This is a genomic window from Serratia sp. NA_112.1 (assembly GCF_052691715.1).
Genome location: NZ_JBQZFO010000003.1, coordinates 440,499 through 458,090 on the forward strand (window position 1 = coordinate 440,499; position 17,592 = coordinate 458,090).

General features: G+C 54.9%; 20 protein-coding genes. 5 read left to right on the plus strand and 15 right to left on the minus strand.

Going from position 1 to position 17,592, the window contains the following annotated elements; genetic code table 11:
- Positions 1-130: 130 nt before the first annotated feature.
- Positions 131-418: a hypothetical protein gene (locus tag ACUTQ5_RS09965; RefSeq protein WP_445651110.1), complete on the minus strand. Its 288-nt coding sequence runs from the start codon at positions 416-418 to the stop codon at positions 131-133.
- Positions 419-647: 229 nt separating this feature from the next.
- Between ACUTQ5_RS09965 and pdxY the strand changes: the two genes are divergently transcribed.
- On the plus strand, positions 648-1,508 hold the full coding sequence (gene pdxY, locus ACUTQ5_RS09970; RefSeq protein WP_445651111.1) for a pyridoxal kinase PdxY: 861 nt from the start codon (positions 648-650) through the stop codon (positions 1,506-1,508).
- Positions 1,509-1,556: 48 nt separating this feature from the next.
- Here pdxY and gstA read toward each other — a convergent pair whose 3' ends face one another.
- The 4 genes from gstA to ACUTQ5_RS09990 all read right to left on the minus strand — a co-directional run bounded on the left by gstA (position 1,557) and on the right by ACUTQ5_RS09990 (position 4,374).
- Positions 1,557-2,162, minus strand: a complete 606-nt coding sequence (gstA, locus tag ACUTQ5_RS09975) for a glutathione transferase GstA (RefSeq protein ID WP_445651112.1) — start codon at positions 2,160-2,162, stop codon at positions 1,557-1,559.
- Positions 2,163-2,254: 92 nt separating this feature from the next.
- Positions 2,255-3,139 carry a 4-hydroxy-tetrahydrodipicolinate synthase gene (gene dapA, locus ACUTQ5_RS09980; RefSeq protein ID WP_445651113.1) on the minus strand — a complete coding sequence of 295 codons (885 nt, stop codon included), beginning with the start codon at positions 3,137-3,139 and terminating at the stop codon, positions 2,255-2,257.
- Positions 3,140-3,340: 201 nt separating this feature from the next.
- The gene (locus ACUTQ5_RS09985; RefSeq protein WP_445651114.1) at positions 3,341-3,607 is read right to left on the minus strand and encodes a DUF3811 domain-containing protein; all 267 of its coding nucleotides are present in this window, start codon (positions 3,605-3,607) and stop codon (positions 3,341-3,343) included.
- Between the two features lie 101 nt (positions 3,608-3,708).
- Positions 3,709-4,374: an HD domain-containing protein gene (locus tag ACUTQ5_RS09990; RefSeq protein ID WP_445651115.1), complete on the minus strand. Its 666-nt coding sequence runs from the start codon at positions 4,372-4,374 to the stop codon at positions 3,709-3,711.
- 233 nt (positions 4,375-4,607) lie between these two features.
- Between ACUTQ5_RS09990 and ACUTQ5_RS09995 the strand changes: the two genes are divergently transcribed.
- Positions 4,608-5,003, plus strand: a complete 396-nt coding sequence (locus ACUTQ5_RS09995; protein WP_445651116.1) for a nuclear transport factor 2 family protein — start codon at positions 4,608-4,610, stop codon at positions 5,001-5,003.
- On the opposite strand, the gene ACUTQ5_RS10000 is transcribed toward ACUTQ5_RS09995, so the two are convergent.
- Both ACUTQ5_RS10000 and ACUTQ5_RS10005 read right to left on the minus strand, forming a co-directional pair.
- The gene (locus ACUTQ5_RS10000) at positions 5,000-5,269 is read right to left on the minus strand and encodes a hypothetical protein (protein ID WP_445651117.1); all 270 of its coding nucleotides are present in this window, start codon (positions 5,267-5,269) and stop codon (positions 5,000-5,002) included. The genes ACUTQ5_RS09995 and ACUTQ5_RS10000 overlap by 4 nt on opposite strands.
- 113 nt (positions 5,270-5,382) lie before the next feature.
- Positions 5,383-5,760, minus strand: coding sequence for a RidA family protein (locus ACUTQ5_RS10005; RefSeq protein WP_445651118.1), 378 nt, complete (start codon positions 5,758-5,760; stop codon positions 5,383-5,385).
- 143 nt (positions 5,761-5,903) lie between these two features.
- On the opposite strand from ACUTQ5_RS10005, the gene ACUTQ5_RS10010 reads away from it, so the two are divergent.
- Complete coding sequence (locus ACUTQ5_RS10010; protein ID WP_445651119.1) at positions 5,904-6,758, plus strand: aminoglycoside phosphotransferase family protein; 855 nt, start codon at positions 5,904-5,906, stop codon at positions 6,756-6,758.
- On the opposite strand, the gene ACUTQ5_RS10015 is transcribed toward ACUTQ5_RS10010, so the two are convergent.
- The 3 genes from ACUTQ5_RS10015 to ACUTQ5_RS10025 form a co-directional block, all read right to left on the minus strand.
- Positions 6,723-7,226 (minus strand): cupin domain-containing protein, encoded by a 504-nt coding sequence (locus tag ACUTQ5_RS10015; protein WP_445651120.1) that lies wholly within the window; start codon positions 7,224-7,226, stop codon positions 6,723-6,725. The genes ACUTQ5_RS10010 and ACUTQ5_RS10015 overlap by 36 nt on opposite strands.
- Positions 7,227-7,302: 76 nt before the next feature.
- Positions 7,303-7,782, minus strand: a complete 480-nt coding sequence (locus ACUTQ5_RS10020) for an MEKHLA domain-containing protein (RefSeq protein WP_445651121.1) — start codon at positions 7,780-7,782, stop codon at positions 7,303-7,305.
- Positions 7,783-7,886: 104 nt separating this feature from the next.
- A complete protein-coding gene (locus tag ACUTQ5_RS10025) occupies positions 7,887-9,080 on the minus strand; it encodes a benzoate/H(+) symporter BenE family transporter (RefSeq protein WP_445651122.1) in 1,194 nt (397 codons plus the stop codon).
- A 113-nt stretch (positions 9,081-9,193) separates the two neighbouring features.
- Between ACUTQ5_RS10025 and ACUTQ5_RS10030 the strand changes: the two genes are divergently transcribed.
- Both ACUTQ5_RS10030 and ACUTQ5_RS10035 read left to right on the plus strand, forming a co-directional pair.
- Entirely contained in the window at positions 9,194-9,757 is a 564-nt protein-coding gene (locus ACUTQ5_RS10030) for a helix-turn-helix domain-containing protein (protein ID WP_445651123.1), read from the plus strand.
- A gap of 164 nt (positions 9,758-9,921) precedes the next feature.
- Positions 9,922-12,012 (plus strand): prolyl oligopeptidase family serine peptidase, encoded by a 2,091-nt coding sequence (locus tag ACUTQ5_RS10035; protein WP_445651124.1) that lies wholly within the window; start codon positions 9,922-9,924, stop codon positions 12,010-12,012.
- Between the two features lie 234 nt (positions 12,013-12,246).
- Here the strand turns inward: ACUTQ5_RS10035 and dtpA are convergent, their stop codons facing one another.
- The 5 genes from dtpA to rsxD form a co-directional block, all read right to left on the minus strand.
- Positions 12,247-13,767: a dipeptide/tripeptide permease DtpA gene (gene dtpA, locus ACUTQ5_RS10040; RefSeq protein ID WP_445651125.1), complete on the minus strand. Its 1,521-nt coding sequence runs from the start codon at positions 13,765-13,767 to the stop codon at positions 12,247-12,249.
- A 598-nt stretch (positions 13,768-14,365) separates the two neighbouring features.
- The gene (nth, locus tag ACUTQ5_RS10045; RefSeq protein ID WP_445651126.1) at positions 14,366-15,007 is read right to left on the minus strand and encodes an endonuclease III; all 642 of its coding nucleotides are present in this window, start codon (positions 15,005-15,007) and stop codon (positions 14,366-14,368) included.
- Complete coding sequence (locus ACUTQ5_RS10050) at positions 15,007-15,705, minus strand: electron transport complex subunit E (RefSeq protein ID WP_445651127.1); 699 nt, start codon at positions 15,703-15,705, stop codon at positions 15,007-15,009. Before ACUTQ5_RS10050 ends, nth begins: the two co-directional genes overlap by 1 nt.
- Entirely contained in the window at positions 15,702-16,331 is a 630-nt protein-coding gene (rsxG, locus tag ACUTQ5_RS10055; RefSeq protein WP_445651154.1) for an electron transport complex subunit RsxG, read from the minus strand. Before rsxG ends, ACUTQ5_RS10050 begins: the two co-directional genes overlap by 4 nt.
- Before the next feature lie 9 nt (positions 16,332-16,340).
- Entirely contained in the window at positions 16,341-17,426 is a 1,086-nt protein-coding gene (gene rsxD / locus ACUTQ5_RS10060; protein ID WP_445651128.1) for an electron transport complex subunit RsxD, read from the minus strand.
- Positions 17,427-17,592: the final 166 nt, after the last annotated feature.

The window sequence follows — 17,592 nt, forward strand, 5'->3', positions numbered from 1 at the left end:
TTTTTAGAGGAAGGGTCACCTCCAAGTACAGTTCAAAATCTGTCGATTGCAATAGAGTAGGGACTAAGGAAATTCTGGTTTTCGCAAAAGAAACGGTCACACTGAATTGGCCGTATAAATAAAGCGAGATTCAGACAAAATTAGCAGCAAGTTGGCTGCTACCATTTACCACCACAATTGGCGTCTGGTCATGAGGATTGTCAGAAATATCAGGAATATCTTTGTTGCTGAATGAGAAAATAATATCCTGGGCGTCCATTTTCTGGTTGTGATTATTATCAATGATAATATAAGCATCGGTGCCGAATTTCATAATGCCGACATTCAATGAGTTAAGTCGGTACGGTTTGCCGTGGGACCAAAGGATTGGAAAGATCTGCTTCACGAAATACAGCCCAAAATCTGCTGATTGCGACATGAGAGTGTCCAGGGACAGAGTGGGCTCACGACGGAAAGCTGAATGATGTTCTGGCTATCTGCTTTTTTTGCCCGCGAGCATTCGTTACAATGCCCCGCCGCCAAAAAAATAAAAAAGTCCTCTAATTTCTTGTTTTTAGACGCGCCGGCATAACGTTTCATTACGTTATTTATTCATTCTATTTCGCCGCGGGCTGATGCACACGGCATGGCGAGGTCAGGTTGTTCCAATGAAAAACATTCTATCTATTCAATCTCATGTGGTGTTTGGCCATGCAGGCAACAGCGCGGCAGAGTTTCCGATGCGCCGTATGGGCGTTAACGTCTGGCCGCTGAATACCGTGCAGTTTTCCAATCACACTCAGTACGGCAAGTGGACCGGTTGCGTGATGCCGGCCAGCCATCTGACCGAGATTGCCCAGGGTATTGCGGATATCGATCAACTCAAGCACTGCGATGCGGTGCTGAGTGGTTATATCGGTTCGCTGGAGCAGGGTAGCCATATCCTAGCGATTGTGCGCCAGGTCAAGCAGGCCAATCCCAACGCCTGGTATTTCTGCGATCCGGTGATGGGGCATCCGGAAAAAGGCTGCATTGTGGCACCGGGCGTAGCGGAATTTCATTGTCAGCAGGCGTTGCCGTGCAGTGACATGATTGCCCCCAACCTGCTGGAGCTGGAATTGCTGAGCCAGCGCACCGTGGCCAACGTGGAGCAGGCGGTCAACGCTGCACGCGAATTGATTGCCAAAGGGCCGAAGCTGGTGCTGGTCAAGCATCTGAGCCGCGCCGGTTATAATATCGACTGTTTCGAAATGCTGTTGGTCACGGCGAGCCAGGCCTGGCACATCAGCCGTCCGCTGGTGGACTTCGGTGAGCGTCAACCGGTGGGCGTTGGTGACCTGACCAGTGGTCTGCTGCTGGTTAATTTGCTGAAGGGTGAGGCGTTGGACAAAGCACTCGAGCATGTCACGGCGGCGGTGTATGAAGTGATGCTGACGACCCAGGCGATGGGGGAGTATGAGTTGCAGGTGGTGGCGGCTCAGGAACGTATCGTGCAGCCGAGCTGCGAGTTTAAGGCGGTAAAACTATAACGCTGTTGGCAGAGTGCCCTGGCGGACTATCGCGCCGGGGCGCAGGTATTATTTCAAACCTTCCGCATTCAACGTCGCATCCACCGCAGGTCGTGCGGCTACGCGATCAAAATAGGCCGCAAGCTGGCTGCGCTTTTTGATATCAAACTGCAGGGCGATGGCCCAACGCAGAATGGTGAACAAATAGGCGTCCGCCACGCTGAACTTGTTGCCTAACAAGAAATGCTGCTTCGTCAGTACTGAATCCAGGTAGTCGAACTGCTTGTCCAGTTTTTCCCGCGCGATGGTTTTGTATTCATCAGGCGTTTTCGGGTTAAACAGTGGACTGAATCCCTTGTGCAACTCAGTGGCGATATAGTTCAGCCATTCAATCGCATGATAGCGTGACAGCGTACCTGCCGCGGGGATCAGACCGCGATCCGGCACGCGATCCGCCAGATATTGCACAATTGCCACGCCTTCGGTCAGCAGGCTGCCATCATCGAGCAGCAGCGCCGGAACCTGTCCTTTCGGGTTGATGGTCAGATAGTCTGCACCGCTTTCGGTCTTTTTCAGTGACAGATCGACCTTTTCTGCGGTGAAGTCCAGGCCTGCTTCGCGCAATACAATATGGGGAGACAGAGAACAGGCACCGGCTTTATAGAACAGTTTCATCGAAAGCTCCTTGATAGTGATGAGTGACAGGCATGCTTAACCTCTGATCCTAGCCCTATAACGCCAAAATTACAGCGCCTTAATCGACAAATTTAACTTATCAGTGCGGCTTGCGGTTGCAACTGCGCCAGGGTATCGCCAATTTGCTGCTGCAACGCTTGCGGCACGGCTTGCATTGGCGAGCGCAGTTCGTTGCGGATCAACCCTTGCTGCGCCAGTGCGGCTTTTACCGGCGCCGGGTTAGGGAAGCTAAACATCTGATGGATCATCGGCAGCAGGGCGTAGAAGTTGGCGCGTGCAGCAATCAAATCGCCTTCTGCGACCTGTTGCACCAAGTGTACAAAGCGTTCTGGATGAATGTGTGCGGAAGCCGAGATTGCACCGGTGCCACCCAGGCACAGTGTAGTCAGAATCAGATTATCCTCACCGGTCAGCACGTCGATTTCACCGTCATTAATCAGCGCCATCATGGTGTCAGGATTACCGCTGCACTCCTTAATCGCTTTTACCCGCGGATGACGCGCGATCTGACGCAGGGTGGCCAGTTCGATAGTGATGCCGGTGCGTTGCGGAATGTTATACAGGATCACCGGCACGCTTGAGGCATCGGCAAGCTGGGTAAAGTAGTCCACCAGGCCACATTGCGACGGGCGAATATAATAGGGGGCCGGGATCAATACGCCGGCAATATCACGTAGTTGGATGGCTTTCTGCATTTGCAAGGTGTCGACCATGTTATTGCCGGACAGGCCCATCATCACCTGATGAGCCGGGGTGACGGCCAACACCGCGTCGAGCACCGCCAACTGTTCGTCCTGGCTTAACGCGGCCGCCTCACCGGTCGTGCCGCAGACCACCAGCCCATCAACGCCGGAGGCAATAAGATGTTGAGCCAACCGTTGGGTGGCTGGCAGGTCGACAGCGTGATGATTAAATGGGGTAACCAGCGCCACCCAAATACCGGAAAATGAGGCCATAGTAAGTTCCTTCAGTGCGAGCAATAAGAAGCCAGATAAGAAAACAAGCGAGGAGCGATGCGCTGATAATGAATATTCTGCATGAGGCTGTCAATTTACAACCGCTTGATAACAGGGTTAATCATGATTTAGCGGTAAAGATGAGTTTGGCTAATAAAATGGGGAAAATAAAAAACCCCGCCTTGGCAGGGTTTTCGGGGGTTAGCGCGGACGGCGGGTGTTGTTGATCGAGGCTGTCCAGTTGAAGGTTTCGCCAGTGGGTTGAATACGATTGGCTTTACGCTCGGCCCGGGTGGCTTTTTCAATTTTCGCACGGGCGGCAGTAATACGCGCCACCACTTCGTCCTTGATTTTGTTATTTTCGGCATTGGTTAAAGCCCTGCCGAGGTTTTTGCGTGCCTTGTCCAGCTCGGTTTTTACTTCACGTTGCTCGCTTTCCGTCATGTCTTTCAGCGTCAGTTTTTTCATCGTTATAGCCTGGTCAGTGAAGATGTCAGCCAGTGTACCGCAATTAGCTGGCTGAAGATGCTGTTGCTGTAACGGAAATGCCAGTCACGTGAATCACTCAGTTACATCTCGTCTTGCAACTCATTGAGGAAACGCCGCATTCTTTCGCTGCGTTCCAGTGCCATTTTCTTGCCCGTTGCGGTTTGAAAGCCTTCCTGTAGTTTAAACAGCTTGGTTTCGAAATGATCAAGACAATAGTGTTTATCGTCATATTGACGCTGTTGTGCCAGCGGATCGGCTGCATCGTATAACGCACTGCGCATGCGCCCACCAATATAGAAACAACGGGCTACGCCAATCATGCCAATGGCATCCAGGCGATCGGCGTCCTGGAGAATTTTGGCTTCCAACGTTTCCGGGGTAAGAGCGGCGGAGAAACTGTGAGCTTCAATGGCATGGGCGGTTCTGGTGATATCCTGTGGCACCCAACCCAGTTGTGTCAGCATCAGCGAGGCTTTTTCCGCCGCCATGCGTGAGGCCAGGTGTCGCTGTGGTGAGTTTTTCTCCACCGCAACACAGTCATGCAACAGCACCGCCGCGCACAAAATACGGCTGTCACCGCCTTCGTGGCTGCTGATATAACGGGTATTTTTCCATACGCGGTGTAAATGAGCTACGTCATGAGAGCCGTCATCTGAATCGAGTGTCAGTGGCAACAAGGCCTGCGCCAGTTCCAGATGGGGTGAGAAGGGCTGCAGTAAGGCCTGTGGCAGGGTCGAAAAATGCACGCTTTGCTCCTTGTGGTCGAAAACCTCGAATAATAGCGGCCATTGATGAGGGGGGTATGACATTGCAAAAAACTATTGTTTACTCTACTGCAACAGACTATTGCCGTAATCACGGTTTTTATGCCGGAATAAGCAACTTACAATGAACGCATTCCGGTCATCCCCGCTTGGTGTTAAGCCTGTGTCTGCGGGGTATGGCTGGAATATCCCGCTCATGCTACCGGAGATATCCCATGCCAACGAATCTTGAAATTGTACGCGCTACCTATGAAGGTGGCAGTGCCGAGGAGAATGGTCGTAACCTGTTGGCGGCATTAGCGCCTGACGCACAGTGGACCGAAGCCGCAGGCTTTCCCTATGCCGGCACCTATATTGGCCCGCAGGCGATTTTCAAAAATGTTCATCAACGTCTGGGTACGGAATGGCAGGGCTACCGCGCCGATGTCGACCATTTCTATGATGCTGGTGAGAACGTCATCGCCCAGGGCTTCTACCATGGCACCTATGGCGCGACCGGCAAATCATTTACCGCATCCTTTGCGCATATTTATCAACTGCGCGCCGGGAAAATCATCAAGTTTGTGCAAATCGTTGACAGTGCAAAAGTGCTGGAAGCCATGCAGGGCTAAAGGCCGCTGTGTTTGCCAAATTTGCGATCGTACTCCCGTCGGTAACCGCGCGCCTTGTTGCGATCGCGGATCCACAAATAGCCACATACCAGCGCGACGGTGCCTGAAAAGGTAATGTTGCGCATATCCCGGTCATAAAAATACACCAGCACTGCGTCCATCGCCGCGATAAAGGCAATCCATTTGTACATATGGGATTGTCGTCGCGTGGCGGCATTGAGGCGCTTTAACTGTCTGGCTTCGTGCATAACCGGCTTTTGCTGCATAACGTCTCGTCGGTAATAAATTTCTTAGTGGTAAGTTAGCAGAAGTTTCCTGTTGGTGGTAAAGACAAACGTGCGCCGGGTCGGTTTTTATAGGGGGCGTTTAGCCGCCAATTTCATAACGCCACTACGGCCTCGATCTCCACGCTGACCTGCGGTGAGAACAGTGCGCTGACTGCGACCAGTGAGCAGGCCGGCAGTGCCCCATCAAAATAATCAAACAGCACCGGCCGTATGGCAGGCAGATCGCCGATATCGGTTAAAAATACCGTGATTTTAATCAGCGCCTTTAAATTCGTTCCCTCGTCGGCGGTGATGGTCGCCAACTGCTCCAGAATGGCCTGCGTCTGTTGTTGTGTGGCTTGCCCTTGCGCTTCGGTGGCAAATGCCGTCAGGCCGGAAATGTACAGCGTATCACCATGGCACACGGCATGGACATAGGGCCCGCCCGGCGTGGGCAACTGTGGATAATTAATGCGCTTTAATGATGTCATGGTAAAAACCCCGAGAGATTAATTAAAAAAATAAACAAACTTGGTTAGGATGGAGCGATGAACATCGGAAGTACGCTGGGATATATTGTTTTTTAATAATATCACTGACATTCAATTCTAACCGTGAAGGACGTTTCAGGGTAATGAATCAGGCCTTAATTCCCTATATGCAACGCTGGCAGTTGCAGCCCGACGGCCAGGCATTTGAAACTCACAGCAGCCTACTGATGCCGGTACGCTATCAGGGCACCGCGGCCATGTTGAAAATTGCCCGCGAACAGGAAGAAAAGTTCGGTGGGTTATTGATGTGCTGGTGGCAGGGCGAGGGGGCGGCACGCGTGCTGGCCTGGCACCAAGACGGCATTTTATTGGAGCGTGCGCAAGGCCGCCTCTCGTTGGCGCAGATGGTACGCGATGGCGAAGATCGACAGGCCACGGCGATTTTGTGCCAGGTGGTTGCCCGCCTGCATGCGCCGCGTGCCGAGCCTTTGCCGGAGCTTATTCCCCTGGAGCAGTGGTTCAATTCACTGTGGCCGGCGGCGCAGGCGCATGGCGGCATGTTGCGGCTCAGTGCCACCGTCGCGGCTGAGCTACTGACCAGCCCACGCGAACAGACGGTGCTGCACGGCGACATTCACCATGACAACGTGCTGGACTTCGCTGAGCGCGGCTGGTTGGCGATCGATCCCAAACGTCTGTATGGCGAGCGTGCTTTCGATTACGCCAATATCTTCTGCAACCCCAACTACGGTATTGCCACCGATCCTGATATTTTCCTTTGCCGGGTCGATCAGGTCTGCCGGTTGGCCAGACTGGATCGCCAGCGGCTGCTGCGATGGATCCTCGCCTGGGCCGGATTGTCCGCAGCCTGGTTTATGGAAGACGGCGAGGCGGCGGATATCGACTTTCGCGTCGCGGAGCAGGCCGCACGCGCGTTAGGGCTTTCGCTACCGGAAGGGGATTCAGGGTTCATCCTGCCAATAATCGAGCGAGGCTGAAGGGCGTTGTATATAGCGCACCGGCTCACCATTTTCGCCCAAGGCCATCGCCTGAAACTTGCCGGAGTCCGGATATTCCACCAGTTCGGGTTGTTCGCGGGTACTGATGGAAAGGTATTTCAACGGCGCGTCCGATGTATTGATGATCTGATGCGGGTATTCCGGCCCCGGCGGGATAAAAATAACGTCACCGCTTTTGATTGGCAGCTGTTCCCCGGCAACCCGCAAGGTACCGCTTCCCTCCAGTACGATAAACATTTCCTCCTGCGCATAGTGGAAGTGATAGGGGCAGGAGCGCATGCCCGGCGCGACTATATCAATAGACGCACCCAGCTTGCCGGCTGCGGTGCCGGTACCCAAACGGGCACCAAGGCTGTCATACAGCGGCGGGCGGGAGTCGTGATTTTTTTCAGCCTGATCGAAATTACGGATCAGGCGCTGGGTTAGCAGCGCGGCTCGGTCATTCATGGCTACCCTCGTGACATTGTCACTTAATGGTTGATGAAGTCGATAGACAACCCGGCAACAGCAAGGTTTCCAGCCATTATCGAATCGCAGGTTCCTGAGGGTTATACCAACCCGGTCGGCGTTTCGGCTGTGGCCAGAACAGCGCAGCCTGACCTCCGCCTGGGATCTGCCACACCTCGCAGTCATAAATAGTGAAAGTGTCGCCGAATTTGTCGACACGCAGGCCACGATACCCCTGTGCAATCCCTTGCTCAGTGACCTTATCCAGCAATTGTTGGCGTTCTGCGCGGTCTGCCGGAGAAGCGCTTAGGCGGGAGGGCAGCGCAATAAACTCCTCGAAGGAATAACCAAAGCACTGCTGTGCGCAGTGGTTGGCATAGATAAACACCGGATCGCCGCCGCCGGTGTGGGCCAGCAGGCTGTAGGGCGCTTGTTGATGCAGCCAGGACAAGCGTTCGCCGACTGCGGTCTGTGGGCCTGGCAATCCGTCCCCCGTCCAGTGGCGGTAGGCGGCGTCTATCTGTTGAATCAGGTCAATCTGCGCAGAAGATGGCATAGAAACTCCCTTAACGATCCCTGGAGGGCAACGTTCGTCCCTCTCTCAGTTAAGCAGAAGATCGCCAAAGGGGAAAAAATTACCGGTTGTAGCACGGTGCCGACTCAAACTCCCGAGCGGTTCGCGCGCTGCGGTAACGACAGGATGATATGGGCAATTGCGCCGCCAATAATCCCCCAAAAGGCAGAGCCGGCGCCGAGCAGCGTCACACCGGACGCGGTGATCAAAAAAGCGATCAGTGCGGCGTCACGTTGCTTTTCATCCTGCAATGCACGCTGCAGACTGCCGGCGATAGTGCCCAGCAGGGCCAGCCCGGCAATGGTGTGGATCAGGGCCACGGGCAAGGCGCTGAACAACATACCGATAACGCCGCCAAACAGGCCGGCCAGCAGATAAAACACCCCGGCGGCGACGGCAGCCATATAGCGGCGCTGTGGATTGGGATGCACGTCCGGCCCCATACAAATGGCGGCAGTAATGGCGGCAATACATACCGAGAACCCACCAAAAGGGGCCAGCAGCAGTGCGGTCAGCGCGGTCCAGCTAATCAGTGGCGAAGTGGGCACGTTGTAACCGGCCGCCTTTAGTGTGGCGATGCCAGGGGCGTTTTGTGACGCCATGGTGACAACAAAGAACGGTACGCCAATCCCCAGCAGTGTCGACCAGCTAAAATGCGGCGCAATAAATTCCGGCATGGCGAAAATTAACGGTTGTTGTGAAAGATGAATGTTGCCCTGCAGCGCCGCAATCGCCAGCCCGGCCAGCAGCGTCAGTACAATCGCATAACGCGCCAGATAACGCCGCGTCACCAGATACACGAGTCCCATTGCGGCGCTGAGTACGAAATTGACCTGTAGCGAGGCAAATGCATCCAGCCCAAAGCGCAGCAGGATCCCTGCCAACATCGCCGCCGAAATAGCCTGCGGAATATAATCCATCAGCCGGGCGAACAGCCCGGTCACGCCGCACAGCAGGATCAGCCCGGAGGCAAAGATAAATACGCCAATCGCTTCGTTAATCGGCGTGCCGGGCAGGCTGGTGACCAGCAGCGCTGCGCCGGGGGTCGACCAGGCGGCCAGAATCGGCGTGCGGTAATACAGCGAAAGCCCGAGCGAGGTAATGCCCATTCCCAGCCCCAAAATGCTCAGCCAGCCGCCAATCTGCAAGGGGGTAGCACCGGCAGCCGCAGCCGCCTGGAAGATAATGGCAGCAGAACTGGTATAGCCGACCAATACCGCAACAAACCCCGCCATAACGGCAGGCAGAGACAGATGACGCAGAGAGATGGCTGGGCGCATGGTACACTCCGGCAGAGTTTGTGCGTTATAACGCACTATAAGTGGCGAGCATAGCACCGTGCGTTATAGCGCACAAGTGGCTATAATCAGTCGCTATATCAGGGGAGAAAAACATGCAGGAACTGTCTGGCCATCTGGCACAAACGCTTCGTTCTCTACGCAGCCAGCGCGGCTGGAGTCTGGCGCAGGCGGCCGAAAACACTGGCGTCAGCAAGGCGATGCTGGGGCAGATCGAACGGGGGGAGTCAAGTCCGACGGTGGCGACCTTGTGGAGAATCGCCACTGGTTTTAACGTGGCTTTTTCCGCCTTTCTGGAGAGCTCGCCGTTGCAACAGCAAGCCACGCTACATCGCTATGACGATGCTCCGGTATTCAATCAAGGCAACGCCGACATGCGGGTGGTGCCGCTGTTTCCGTTCGACCGACAATTGGGCTTTGACATGTTTGTTATCGATCTGGTGCCGGGTGCGCTCAGCGAGTCTTCGGCCCATGAGCCGGGAGTGATTGAACACGTGATTGTCATCAGCGGTGAACTGGATCTGGCGGTTGACGGCCAATGGCGCCATCTGACCAGCGGTGAGGCGATGCGCTTTCAGGCCGACCGACCCCACGCCTACCGTAATAACAGTCAGCAGACTGTGCGCATTCACGATCTGATCCACTATCCTAAATTTTGACTCAACGGCATGGGCGCAGGCTTTGACTCGGCCTCGTCAAACGCCTACTTTATTGAAAATGATTCGTATTAACTGTCAAAGGGAGTTTGATTTTGCCCATCAACCACAGTAACCGCCGCCAATTTCTTAAACTCAGCGCACAAACCGCAGGAGCCGTATTCGCGATGACTTCATTACCTAACAGTATCCGCCTGGCGATGGCGGCAGAAGGCGGCGCCAGCGCCACCGATGAATTTTTATGGCTGGAAGAGTTGCAGGGCAAGGCCGTACAGGCGTGGATAAAACAGGAAAATCAGCGCACCACCGCGCGTTTCGCCCAGGGTGAAGGCTTCCTGCGGGTGGAAAAACAGGTGCTGGACATTCTCAATAAAGAGAGCCAAATTCCGTGGGTCGCCAAACGCGGCGATTACTATTACAACTTCTGGCAGGATCAAACCAATCCGCGTGGCTTATGGCGGCGCACCACGCTGCAGGAATACCGTAAAGCCAAGCCGGTTTGGGAAACGGTGCTGGATATTGACGCTCTGGGCAAGGCGGAGGGCAAAGACTGGGTATTCCACGGCTCGCAGTCGCTGGCACCGGAATACCGCTATTGCCTGCTGGAACTGTCGCCGGACGGCGGTGATGCCACCGAAATCCGTGAGTTTGATTTGGTCAGCAAACAGTTTGTCAAAGACGGCTTTGTTCTGCCGGTGGCGAAAAGCCAGGCCTCGTGGATTGATAAAAACACGCTGTTTATCGCCACTGATTTCGGCGCAGGCTCGATGACTCAGTCCGGCTATGCGCGCATTGCCAAACGCTGGCGGCGCGGTACACCGCTGAGTGCCGCTCAGACGCTGTATGAGGCGCAACCGCAGGATATGACGGTGTTTGCTTACCACGACCAGACGCCGGGATTTGCACGGAACTACGTGGGCCGCAGTCTGGACTTCTACCGCCGTGAAACCTATCTGCTGAATGAGCAAGACCAACAGATCAAAATCGATATTCCCGCCGATGCCGAGTTCAGCACGCACCGCGAGTGGATATTGATTAAACCGAGCAGCGACTGGGAAGTGGGCGGAACGCGCTATCCTTCGGGCTCACTGCTGGCGGCCCATTTCGACGACTATCTGGCGGGCAAGCGTGAGCTGACGGTGTTATTTGCCCCGACCGCACAGGCGGCGCTGAGCGGCTACAGTGGTACACGTGACCACCTGATCCTCAGCATCATGGACAACGTAGTCAACCGACTGGAAGTTCTGACACCACAGGGCAAAACCTGGCAGCGCAAGCCGCTGGGCAAACCGGGGGCGATCAACACCATTTCCGCCGGCGGCGTCGATGACGAAACCAATGACTATTTCCTGACCATCAGCGGATTCCTGCAACCGACTTCGCTGTATCTGGGCAATCTCGACGGCGGTGAAGCAGAACTGCTCAAGCAGGGGCCACAGGACTTTGACGCCAGCGGTTATCAGGTCAGCCAGCATTTCACCAAGTCTAAAGATGGCACGCGGGTGCCGTATTTCCAAATTTCAGCCAAGGGCATCAAGCTGGACGGCAGTAACCCAACCTTGCTGTATGGCTATGGCGGGTTCGAAGTGTCGCTATTGCCAGGGTACATGGGGGCTAAAGCACCGGCCTGGCTGGAACGCGGTGGGGTGTATGTGGTAGCGAATATTCGTGGCGGCGGCGAGTATGGCCCGGCCTGGCACCAGGCGGCGTTAAAGCAAAACCGGCATCGCGCCTATGAGGACTTTGCCGCAGTGGCGGAAGATTTGATTGCGCGAAAAGTGACGTCGTCACAACATCTGGGGGCGCGGGGTGGCAGTAACGGCGGCTTGCTGGTGGGCAATATGCTGACGTTGTACCCGCAGCTTTTCGGTTGCATCGTCTGTGAAGTGCCGTTACTGGATATGCAGCGCTATACCCAACTTTCTGCCGGTGCTTCCTGGATTGCCGAATACGGCGACCCGAGCAAGGCGGAAGAATGGGACTACATCAAAACCTTCTCGCCATATCACAATATCAAAGTTGGCGTGTCCTACCCGCCGGTGCTGTTCTACACCGCCACCAGTGACGATCGGGTCAACCCGTCGCACGCCCGTAAAATGGCGGCACGCATGCAGCAGATGGGGTATCCGCAGGCCTACTTCTATGAGAATACCGAAGGCGGGCACAGCGCCGCGGCGGACAAGAAACAGGCCGCATTCCACGGCGCACTGGTCAGTGAATTTATGTGGGTCAATCTGAACGCTAAACCAACAGCCTGATGACATAAAAAAGCCGGGGCAAATTAATGCCCCGGCTTAGGTTGCTGACAAAGCAGGAAAAAGCGTGGTTTTTCCTGCTTTGTGGTGAGCAGATGAAAATCAATAAATTGATTTTCCTGATTTTTATTTATCGGCCTCTACTCGCTCTGGGCAGGAATGAGGTTTGTCATCAGTCTGAGCCGGGGCTAATTAATACCCCGGATTTCTTTTACCTGTCTGAAACCTTTTCAGCAATCAGTTGGTGATAGCGGCCGCCTGAGCTTTCTTCTCGGTGTGTTCTGCGGTGTCCAGCGTCATGCGATACAGCTTCGGCGCGGTCAGCATCATCAGAATGGCGATGACGGCTGTGGCGATACCGATTTGCATAAACACGTGGCTGTAGATAGCCAGAGAAGCGTGCGCATCGTTGATGTTGGCAGGCACGGCAGTCAGGCCAGCGACCTTACCGGCAATCAGCGCGGCAGCGGCGGTGGTCAGGAACCAGGAGCCCATGATAAAGCCCATCAGGCGTTGCGGCACCAGCTGCGCGACCATGGCCAGACCCAGGCCGGAGATCATCAGTTCGCCGATACTCTGCAGCGCATAGCTCAGGATCAGCCAGTTAACCGAAACGATACCCTGTTCATTGGCGAAGCTGGCACCCAACGGCAACACCAGGAAGGCACCGGAGCACAGGATCATACCGAAGGCGAACTTGTGCGGCATCGGTAGACGGTCGCCCATCTTGTTATACAGGGCCGCCAGAATCGGGCTGGCCAGCATGATCCAGAATGGGTTCAGTGCCTGATACTGCTCAGGTTCGAACGCCAGACCCAGGATATTGTGCTCAACGTTATGGATAGCGAAGAAATTCAACGAAGTTGGCATCTGGGCGTACAGCACGAAGAACACTACCGCTTCCAGCATCAGCAGGAAGGCAACGATCATCTTGCGGCGTGCTGCACCGTGCAGGGCAAAGGCTTCTTTAGTGAATACGATCACGATACCGATGGAGATCAGCGCCAGCGCCCAGCGGGCAACCACCTGGTTGTGCAGCAGCCAGCTTGAAATGGCGACCAGCGCAACCACGCCAACCAGCACCATAAGCAGTTTCTGCAGGTGCAACGGTTTAAAATCAGGCTTGGAACCGTGGTTCTTCACCCACTTTTGACACACCATAAAGTTGACCAGGGTGATCAGCATACCCACTACGCTCAGTGAGAACGCGACGCTCCAGCCATATTTCGCTGCCAGCCACGGGGTGGCCAACATGGACAGGAAAGAACCGATGTTGACGGACATATAGTACATGGTAAATGCACCGTCCAAACGCGGATCGTCTTTCTCATAGCAGGTTGACAGCAGGGAGGATGGGTTGGCTTTGAACAGGCCGCTACCCACGGCGATGGTCGCCATACCCAGATACACCCAGAAAATCTCATGGCCGGAGTAGGCCACCATGGCATAGCCGACGGCCAGCACCAGCGCACCCAGCACGATCACGCGCTTGGAGCCCAGCACTTTGTCCCCAAGCCAGCCGCCGATGGCAACGAAGCCATACACCAGCGCACTGAAGGAGGAGAACAGGGTAATAGAATCGGCTTCACTCAGACCCAGCATCTTGACCAGATAAACCGCCATGATGCCTTGCAGGCCGTAATAACCAAAACGTTCCCAGAGTTCGATGGAGAAGATCAGGTAAAACGCTTTAGGCTGTTTGAAAGCGTTGAGACTCACGCTTTCAGGATGTTCGCTGTTGTTGTTTGCAGTTGACACTGGTACCTCTGATTTTTCACTGCCCCGACTCAGAAAGACGGGAAATTGCAAAAGGTGATGCAGGACTGCATCCTTCCGCGTTGTTATAGGATGGGATGGCGGCGGTTAATGTTCACTATCTTTGTCAACGAGGCAAGACGTTTTTCATATCCCGTTACATATCGCGTTCACGAACTGAAACAACCATGTTGAAAATGTTATTCAGCATTAACTTTCGACTTTATTTACTTTGCCGAGTTTTTATTTTGATTAAAAGCTATACGGAATTTATGTAGTGATATATTCTGCTATATTGTCTTTTTGTGGTTTATATTAATAGGTGATTTGGATAATCCATTGGAATGTTGTGCATATGGCGGCCTTTGTAAAATTTTAGAAATTTTGGAAAACGGCTCTAACGGTTGGACGACAATGTGATCGTCAAAACGTGAGGCTTGCCGCAATTTTTAACTAATTTTTCGCTTGAAAATAAGCGGGGAGTGAGTTTTTCACTAAAATCCGTGGAAACACCAAGGTTACTGCTGCTTGATATCACATTTCCGATAAAAACCAGGTCAGCGGCGGGGGCTGAAAGGGGCGATGAGTGTGCCCCTCGAGATCAGGCGTCGGGATAAACTTTCTCTTTAAACTCGCACAGGTCTTCAAGCATGCAGGAGCCGCAGCGGGGTTTTCGTGCGATGCAGGTATAGCGTCCGTGTAGGATCAACCAGTGGTGGCAATCAACCTTGAATTCGGCCGGCACCACCTTCAGCAGCTTCTCTTCAACCAGATCGACATTTTTGCCCGGCGCGAAATTAGTGCGGTTACAAACGCGGAAGATATGGGTATCGACGGCAATGGTCGGCCAGCCAAAGGCGGTATTGAGCACCACGTTGGCGGTTTTGCGGCCAACGCCGGGCAGGGCCTCCAGCGCCGCACGATCTTCCGGTACCTCGCCGCCGTGCAATTCCAGCAGCATGCGGCAGGTTTTGATCACATTTTCGGCCTTGCTGTTAAACAGGCCGATGGTCTTGATGTAGCCTTTAACGCCGTCGACCCCCAGAGCCAGCATGGCGGCCGGCGTATTGGCCACCGGATAAAGCTTGGCGGTGGCCTTGTTGACGCTGACGTCGGTCGCCTGCGCGGACAGCAGCACGGCAATCAGCAGCTCAAATGGCGTTGTGTATACCAGCTCGGTGGTCGGGTGTGGATCGTTGTCGCGTAGTCGGGTAAGAATTTCCAGCCGTTTCTGCTTATTCATTACGCTTTCTCTGCCTGTCCTTGTCCCTGAGTCGGTTCGGCCAGTAATGCCTTGGCCGTGCGCGCCTTCATCCTTTCGTCAATCAGGTATTTTACTGCCAACAACAGGCCCAGACCAATAAAGGCTCCCGGTGGCAGCATCGCCAGCAGGAAAGGGCTGTCGAAGTGAACCACTTCAATCCGCAGTACCTTGGCCCAACTGCCCAGCAGCATATCGGCACCGTCGAACAGGGTTCCGTTACCCAGCAGCTCACGCATCGCACCCAGCGTCACCATCACGCCGGTAGCGCCCAGGCCAATCGCCAGCCCGTCCAGTGCGGACAGACCGACCGGTTTTTTAGAGGCTACCGCTTCGGCGCGGCCGACTACGATACAGTTGGTGACGATCAGCGGGATAAAGATCCCCAACGACTGGTACAGGCCGAAGGCATAGGCGTTGATCAGCATTTGCACAATGCTCACCGCCGCAGCGATGATCATTACGTAAATCGGGATACGGACTTCATTCGGTACCCAGCGGCGTACGGCGGATATTGAGGTGTTGGTCAGTATCAGTACCAGCGTGGTCGCCAGCCCCAGCCCGAGGGCGTTGGTGGCGGTAGAAGTCACGGCCAGCAGCGGACACATCCCCAGCAATTGCACCAGCGCGGAGTTGTTTTTCCACAGCCCCTGGACAATCAGATCTTTGGCTTCACTCATTCGCTGGCTCCACAGGCAGGTAAGCTATCAAGTTTAGGCGGCAGCGTTTCCATATACAACGCCGTGCGCCGAACGGCGTTGACCACCGCACGCGGCGTGATGGTGGCCCCGGTGAACTGATCGAACATACCGCCGTCTTTCTTCACCGCCCAACGTTTATCGTCCGGGCCGTCAATTTTTTTGCCGCTGAAAAACGAAATCCAGTTCGAAATACGCAATTCGATTTTATCGCCGAGGCCTGGGGTTTCATGGTGTGCCACCACCCGGGTACCCAGCACGTTACCGCTGAAATCGGCACCGACCAGCAATTGAATGGCACCGGAATAGCCGTCCGGCGCGGTGGTTTCCAGTGCAGCAGCGGTGGGTTGGCCATTTTTACGCGCCAGATACAGACGATGTGGCGCATCGTTGCCCAACGCCGGGTTGCTGACCAGAAAACACTCGGTCTGCATATTGTTGTCGTAATGTTCTGGTGACACCACCTGATCAAGCAACGCTTTTTGCTGCAGCGCTGCCTGGTGGGCGATGGTGTTCTGCGTCAGGCTGTGTACCACCGCAGTCAGGCCGGTGGTCACTGCGGCAAACACCGCCAACGTGGAGCCATGCTTTCTCATTGAATTTAGCATCATGGCTCCTTAGCGATGGCCGTACACGCGAGGCTGCGTGTAGTGGTCGATCAGTGGGACGGTAATGTTGGCCAGCAACACCGCAAAGGCTACGCCGTCCGGATAGCCGCCGTAAACGCGAATTAGCCACACCAGCACGCCCACCAAGGCGCCGTAAATCAGGCGGCCTTTTGGCGTGGTAGAGGCGCTGACCGGATCGGTGGCGATAAAGAACGCGCCCAGCATGCTGGCACCGGAGAACAGGTGGATCAGCGGCGAGGCCTGTTGCGCCGGGTCAATCCACCAGGCCACGCCGGAACACAGGGCGATGGCCGCCAGCATGCTGAAGGGGATCTGCCAGTGGATCAGGCGACGCCCCAGCATAAACAGGCCACCGGCCAGGAAACTGAGATTAACCCATTGCCAGCCGATACCGGCCAATGCGCCACCGAACAGCGGCTGTTGCAGAACCTGCTCAACGCTATGACCGCTGCGCAGGCCGGTTTTGAAGCCGTCCAGCGGGGTGGCCTGGCTGATGCCGTCAATCCCCATTTGCAGTTCATGGATGGTGGCACCTTGCGTCGTGTGGCCGCTGAAAATAGCAAACAGGGTATCCTGGAATGACAGTGCGGTAGCCCGCAGTTCATCCGGCGGTAACCAACTGGTCATCTGCACCGGGAAGGCGATCAACAACACCACATAACCCACCATGGCCGGATTGAACGGGTTCTGCCCGAGGCCGCCATACAGCTGTTTGGCAATAACGATGGCGAAGAAGGTGCCGATGACAATCATCCACCAGGGGGCCAGCGGTGGCAGACTGATGCCCAGCAACAGGGCGGTCAGCAGGGCCGAGTTATCCGCCAGGCGGGTGCGCACCGGTAATTTGCGCAGGGAAAGGATGATGCCTTCAGCCAGCAGGGCGACGATCATCGCCAGTGCAGTCTGGACCAGCGTGCCATAGCCAAAAAACCATACCTGCGCAGCGATACCGGGAATGCAGGCCAGCATCACCCACAGCATGATACGGCTGGTGTTCTGCTGGTTATGGGTGAAGGGGGAGCTGGCGATGTGCAAGCCTTTGGTGGCTGTGGGTTGTACCGGCCTGAACTTCATAGAATAACTATACCTATCTTTGCCGGACATCGGCAGGTTCAACGCGCCTCTCGGCGGAGACGCAGGAAAAATTATAGCGCTGCATTCTACCTGAATCACCCTGAGGGTAATACGTCTTAATTGTAGGGCTATTGGCCTTTTAGCACTGGATGTGCTCCGAAATTTC